Below are 6,488 nucleotides of genomic sequence, written 5' to 3'. Positions count from 1 at the left end.
TATAAAAGGATGTCTTTTTAACGTCTAGTTCTCCCATCGCTTTAACGGCTGTCATCTCTCCTGCTTTCCAACGATCATATACTTCTTTGAACTTTTCCTGTTGCATTAGCTTAAAAATGAAAATTGGTTATGCGAGAGTCAGTACAGTTGGTCAAGATTTAGCATCTCAAGAAGAAATTTTAAAAGAAAATGGTTGCGAACGTATCTATGTCGAAAAATTACTGGCACGACTACTAAAAATAGAAAAGAGCTAAATAAGTTAGTAGAAAATGTGAGACCTGGAGATATAGTGATGGTGACAAAAATAGACCGTTTGGCCAGGTCGATTATTGATTTAAATAAAATGATAGAAACCCTGCAAGAAAAACAAGTTGATATCCATTTTATCAAAGATAATTTATCTCTTAAGATCAATGAAACAGCAAACCCTCTACAATCTTTATTATTCAATGTTTTAGGTTCTTTTGCACAGTTTGAAAGAGATATAATCGTTGAACGAACATCTGAAGGTAGAGAAAGAGCAAAATCAAGAGGGAAACACATGGGTCGCCCATCACAACCGAGAAGAAATATAGAAGAAGCCCTACGATTAAATAATAGTATTAACACGAATGGATTAAGTGTGAAAGACATTGTGACACTTACTGGTGTGCCTAAGGCAACTTTATATGTGAAAATTAGAAAGAAACCTGCGAACAACCTAGAATAGTTGTAGACCTATTTTATAGTTTGATTCATCCGGAAGCAAGATATAATGTAAGGTTAGCTATTTCTAACTTTATTGTTAATCCACCTTAATTTTGGGATAAGTCATATAGGACACTCCGATTATAGCATTCGTTTTCATGAGTGGAAAACTCTCTCAGTCTGGAAATTATAGTACTATCCCCCTTTGTTAAAATAATTCTCTAAATCCTTCCCTAGTGAAGTTTTTTTTGTTTGGATAAGTATTGTTACAATAAATACGAGGTATTAGTTTGTGTGGTCGATTCTCTTTAGCAACTGATATGCTCCGGGATCAGTTTGATTTTGATTTTAACGATGAATTAAATCTTAGATACAACATTGCTCCAAGCCCAGATATATTAGTTTTAGGTTCAAATGGTAATAGTAGAGTTGACACTACTATTAAATGGGGTTTGGCACATCTTGGGCTAACAATACAAAAATTGGATACAATATGCTAAATGCAAGAGGCGAAACAATTGATGAAAAGGTAAGTAACCTTTTCGATTCATGATGAAAGACAGGAAACCATTTGTTATGGCAGATCTATGGGAGTTGGGATAAAGGTGAAGCACCGAAAGGGGAAAATGAATGGAGAACTCTAAGATATCTTCTTATCAATTATTCACTTTAATTGTAGTCTTTGTTATAGGGACTACAGTAATATTCCCATTAGCAGCGGATGCGAAACAGGCTGCTTGGATTTCTATTTTACTTGCAATGTTTTGTGGCTTACCTCTACTTATTATTTACTGTTATCTTAATCGACAATATCCAAACTTATTACTAACGGACTATTGTAAAAAAATCCTTGGAAAATATATTGGAACTACTATAGGTATTTTTTATATCCTATTTTTTTTGTATGGCGCTTCACGTGATGTGAGAGATGCAATGGAATTAGCCCCTTTATTCTTACATGGAACTCCTATTTCGGCTATTGGAATTGTTTTCATGGTGCCTATACTTTATGGATTATATTTAGGAATAGAAGTAATAAGTAGAACTATTGAGATTTTTTTTGTGTATCTAGTAATCACGGTAGTTTTAATGATAATTTTTGTGTTTTTTTCAGACATCGTTAAATTAGAAAACTTACTTCCAGTTCTTGAACCAGGGTGGGAAACGATTATCCGTACTACAATTAATGAAGCTTGGATGGCCCCATTTGGAGAAATAATTTGTTTTACGATGATTTTTGCTTATTTAAATAAACCAGAGTTACAATTAAAAGTTGGAATTGCAGGAGTTATATGTGGTGGATTAGTTCTAGCATTCATACATTTACTTACAATTGCGGTTCTAGGAGAACATATAAGAAGTCATTCTCTAGCGCCTCTTTTGAAAATGGTTCAAAAAATTGATATAGCTAATTTTATACAAAGACTGGACGCTATATTTATGATTTGGTTGGTTGTAAATGATTTTTTTAAAGTTACTATTTTCATGTATGCCGCTGTTATAGGTGGAGCAACTATTTTTAAATTATCTAAAAACCTCTTAATTATTCCATTTGGCCTTATCGTTTTTTTTACCTCAATCTTCTTTACTGGAAGTTATACAACTCATATGGCTCAAAGTGATATCGTACTTAAATATGTTTATCCGATATTTTCGGTATATATACCTTTACTATTGTTTATTGTATGTTTTATTCGTCAGAAATTAAATAAAATAGGGTAACTTTCCTTTAAAACAACTACAATCTGTTTCGTGCTTATGTTATTTACATAAAGGAAAAAGTCTCATACAATCCCTATCCTAACTTACAAAATATTATTAATTAGGGTTGGTCTATGTGAGACACAATATCTCTTCAACTAAAGGGTGCAATTATTTACCTAGTGTAATCTCCTTCGTTCTATTTTTTCATCACCCCTTTCAAGATTCATTTTTATGTAATCGCTTTCAGATTTCTTTGATAATTTGATTATCGCATGGTTGTTTATAAAAATGTTTTCTGAATATGTAAAGGTTTTCAGTGCCTGAAGTTGGATCGCATGGAAGCAGAACAAAAACAATCAGCCAATGGACACTGGGAACTTGATACAGTTGTCTCAAGTTGAGGAAAAAGCAAAGGTTGTTTGGCTACCCGCTGAACGGATAACACGGATGTATCTTGCTATAAAGATGGAGAATCGGAGCTCTTCAATTTTTCTTGAGATTCTTCCTCCATTATCTGGCCCTTTACATAAAGAAAGGCACTTCCCTTGTTACAGAAACGCGCCCGATTATTGAACAATCAATTTTAGGATTAATCCAAACAATATTCACAAAAATAAGCTTCACTCTGTATTTCTTAAAGACAATCAATCCGTTACACCTTGGGCCGTCACATGTAGTTAAATCATCTAAAGCTGGTCTTAAACCATATTTAAACAGATAAATTGATTTCTAGACAAAGGAATGTATACATTTCACAATAAGGACACTCGAATAAAGGATCTTCGCCACCGCATTAGAAAAAGGATAGCCTTACTTTGATTTAAGTAAAGTGTTTTAGAACCGGAATTCTTACAAAATAAACACAAATTTGATTCTACTTTTATAACTACCATGAGCGGTAGTTTTAGGTTCTTTAATAAAAACTTCATTCTTCTCTCACATTACTGTATTAATATTACTTATAGAAATGTTAATGTTCAACATTTTTCCACATTTTTTATCATTAAACTACTTGTTTGTGTTTTATAAATCAAATAGTCTTATTCATAAGTGATACAAAGAACGAATTTTAATCGTTATCTAATAAAGAACGGTGGGGGAAAATGTTACCTATAGAACGACAACAACAAATTTTAACATGGTTAGAAAAAGAAGTGACTTTACGGATTTCTGAAATCAGCAAAAGATTAGATGTGTCTGAAATGACTGTCTACAGAGATGTAAAACCATTGATTGATCAACAAAAGGTGTTAAAAACATCAAATGGAATTACTCTTTTCACTCAAACTTATGTTCCTTCTACCATTTGTTCGTATTGCAAGAAGAATTCCAACACAAGATTTTCCGTTCAACTCATCAAACTAAATCAGGGGGTGGAACATACCTGCTGTGCTCATTGTGGGCTGCTTCGATATCACGATATAGAAAAGGAAGTTTCTCAAATTATTTGTCATGATTTTTTAAAAGATACAACGATAAGTGCCAAGATAGCAATCTTTCTGTTGAATGCAGATCTTAATTTGAATTGCTGTCAACCACAGGTCATTGCATTCGACTCTATGAAACAAGCGAAACAGTTCCAAACGGGATTTGGCGGTGAGCTCTACAATTTTGAAGAAGCGATTATCCAAATAAAGGAAATGATGAATGGAAAAACCTGTTGCCATTCAAAAGAATAATAAGGGGCCCATCAAATGGAAGTAGTAAAAGTAGATCAAACGTTACAAGGTAAGAAAAAACTAACTAATAAACAAGGGAAATCCTCTCTATATCAAACCGTATGGAGATGGCATTTCTATGCTGGAATTATTTTTGCACCGCTGCTTTTTATCCTAGCAGTTACTGGCTCTATCTATTTATTTAAGCCACAGATTGAACAAGTGATTTATCAAGACTACTACGAAGTTAATCCGCAAAAAGATAAAATATCGGCATCCGAACAGATTGAAGAAGTGAAAAAGCTATACCCTGATTCAGGAGTGACAACATATCGTCCTGGAGAAAATGCCACGCGTTCTAGCGAAGTAAACATTACTACTGATAATGAATCTCTTACAATCTTTATAGACCCCTATACAGGTAAATCGATTGGAGAGTTAAATAACGAAGCCAAAATTATGGATAAAATTGAAGAAATTCATGGCGAGCTAATGGCTGGTACCCTAGGAGATAGAATAGTAGAGTTAGCTGCATGTTGGGCAGTCGTACTAATTGTTACTGGTCTTTATTTATGGTTTCCAAAAAAGAAGCAAGGCTTGTCAGGTTTTCTTATTCCAAGATTTAATAAAGGAAAAAAAATTCTTAGAAGAGACTTACATGCTGTACCTGCCTTTTGGATAGCAGCAGGAATGTTATTTTTAATTATGACAGGTTTGCCTTGGTCAGGTCTTTGGGGCAATAATTTTCAATCGTTAGCTACCAATTCTGGCTCAGGATATCCACCTTCTATCTGGGTAGGAAGTGCTCCAACATCCACAATTAAAACAAAAGATATAGCAAATGTTCCTTGGGCAGCTGAAAATTTAGATGTACCTATCTCAGAAATTAAAGGCATTATCCCACTGTCAATCGATGATGTAGTTGCGATAGCTAATCGTGAGGGTATACATCCAACTTATACTGTATACATTCCAAATGAAAAAGAAGGCGTATATACATTGTCAGCCTTTCCGCCAAAAGCGCAAGATGAAGCTACTATGCATATTGACCAATATTCAGGTGCAGTTCTAGCTGATTATCGTTATGAAAACTACGGTTTAATAGGAAAAATAGTTGCTTGGGGTATTACCTTGCATAAAGGGACTCAATTTGGTTTGGTTAATCAATTAATTAGTCTTCTTGTTTGTATAGGCATCATTCTTGTTTCAGTTAGTGGTTTTTATTTATGGCTGAAACGTAAACCGAAAAAAGAAATGGGTGCACCGAAATCCCCTAGTATAATAAAAATGAAGATTTTCCTGATCTTGTTAATTGGTTTGGGAATTTTGTTTCCATTGGTTGGTTTGTCACTTATTGTTGTGTGCCTAATAGACTGGTTAATTATTCAAAGAATACCTGCAGTTAAAAAGTTAATGAATGCATAATTCGAAAAGTAAAGGGTGTCTTTTGCTGTGAAAAAAAATATATGTATTTCTTTTATCATTATTTTCAGCCTTATGCTAAGTGCATGTTCACTTGAACCGGATGCTGCTAATCTATACAAAAAAGAAAAACCTCTTGAATCAGAAATAATCATTCCTAAATCCTTTTCAGATAATAAGCAAGAGACAATTAAGGTTGTTCTTACTCAAGCTGGTATAAAAGTTGAAGATGCTGATTTTGTTCATTTTGAAATATGGAAACAAGACGGTTCTCTAAAGAATAATATGGAGCAAGCTGAGGAAGAGGGAAACGGTACGTATAGTTTAAATAAAAACTTTGATAGTGACGGTCTATATTATATAAAAGTCCATGCAGGCAACGATGGTTCAATAATTATGCCTCAAAAACAGTTTATTGTAGGGGAACTTTCTAAAAATGAGTTAGAATTCTTGCAAAAAGGCTTGCAAAAACAAGAAGAAAGTCATGAACATCATCATTAAATTTATTTGATATTCCGGTTTTCATTTGAAGACCGGAATTTTCATAGAAAATTGCTTACCGTTGTAAATCTGCGTTTAGTTGGTACCCTGTAAAAAAGGGCCTGAATTTCCGATTAATAAAACGAGAAATTAGGCTCTTGATCTTAAATGAACGCGCCCGATTGTTAAAGCAGGAAGGAGCAATTTTATTAAAAACTACCTCATATGTTACAGCTTACAAAATTCGAGTATTCATTAACCTTTGGAAAAATTCGTTTTTGGCTTCCCTATATCCGTCCATCTCTTTCCCTTCACATTGCCATTTTTACCCAAATCAGGGACGATCAATGACCGCCTTCATGGCGGACATTGACTTTTTTAACGTATCGTTGTTGCTGAAAAAAACGCTTCATACGCTTTTGTCGGATTGGCAAACCATTCAGCAATTTCGTTTGCTTTTACTTGGTCCTGTGCACCCTGAAGTAGCAATTGAACAACATGCTCAGGTAATGGTTTCGTCATGGCATTTGTCCATTC

4 protein-coding genes and 1 pseudogene are annotated in these 6,488 nt (G+C 34.0%); all 5 read left to right on the top strand.

Translation table 11 applies throughout. The features are described 5' to 3' along the window. Positions 1–116 precede the first annotated feature (116 nt). The 5 genes and pseudogenes from ACFFIX_RS27510 to ACFFIX_RS27490 all read left to right on the top strand — a co-directional run bounded on the left by ACFFIX_RS27510 (position 117) and on the right by ACFFIX_RS27490 (position 5,972). Positions 117–709 (top strand): annotated as a pseudogene (locus tag ACFFIX_RS27510) (recombinase family protein). A gap of 608 nt (positions 710–1,317) precedes the next feature. Further along, entirely contained in the window at positions 1,318–2,409 is a 1,092-nt protein-coding gene (locus ACFFIX_RS27505) for a GerAB/ArcD/ProY family transporter (RefSeq protein ID WP_378939812.1), read from the top strand. A gap of 1,085 nt (positions 2,410–3,494) precedes the next feature. Then, positions 3,495–4,070, top strand: coding sequence for a DeoR family transcriptional regulator (locus tag ACFFIX_RS27500; RefSeq protein ID WP_378939810.1), 576 nt, complete (start codon positions 3,495–3,497; stop codon positions 4,068–4,070). A 15-nt stretch (positions 4,071–4,085) separates the two neighbouring features. After that, positions 4,086–5,474, top strand: coding sequence for a PepSY-associated TM helix domain-containing protein (locus ACFFIX_RS27495; RefSeq protein ID WP_378939808.1), 1,389 nt, complete (start codon positions 4,086–4,088; stop codon positions 5,472–5,474). A gap of 27 nt (positions 5,475–5,501) precedes the next feature. After that, the gene (locus tag ACFFIX_RS27490; protein WP_378939806.1) at positions 5,502–5,972 is read left to right on the top strand and encodes a FixH family protein; all 471 of its coding nucleotides are present in this window, start codon (positions 5,502–5,504) and stop codon (positions 5,970–5,972) included. The last annotated feature ends 516 nt before the right edge of the window (positions 5,973–6,488 follow it).

It is taken from the genome of Metabacillus herbersteinensis, from assembly GCF_042433335.1.
Classification (GTDB): domain Bacteria; phylum Bacillota; class Bacilli; order Bacillales; family Bacillaceae; genus Metabacillus; species Metabacillus herbersteinensis.
Note: the sequence above shows the minus strand (reverse complement) of the source record. Positions and strands in the feature narration are given on the sequence as shown.

Coding starts and splice junctions, on each gene's coding strand:
- ACFFIX_RS27505 (WP_378939812.1), top strand. CDS start 1,318: ATGGAGAACTCTAAGATATCTTCTTATCAATTATTCACTTTAATTGTA.
- ACFFIX_RS27500 (WP_378939810.1), top strand. CDS start 3,495: ATGTTACCTATAGAACGACAACAACAAATTTTAACATGGTTAGAAAAA.
- ACFFIX_RS27495 (WP_378939808.1), top strand. CDS start 4,086: ATGGAAGTAGTAAAAGTAGATCAAACGTTACAAGGTAAGAAAAAACTA.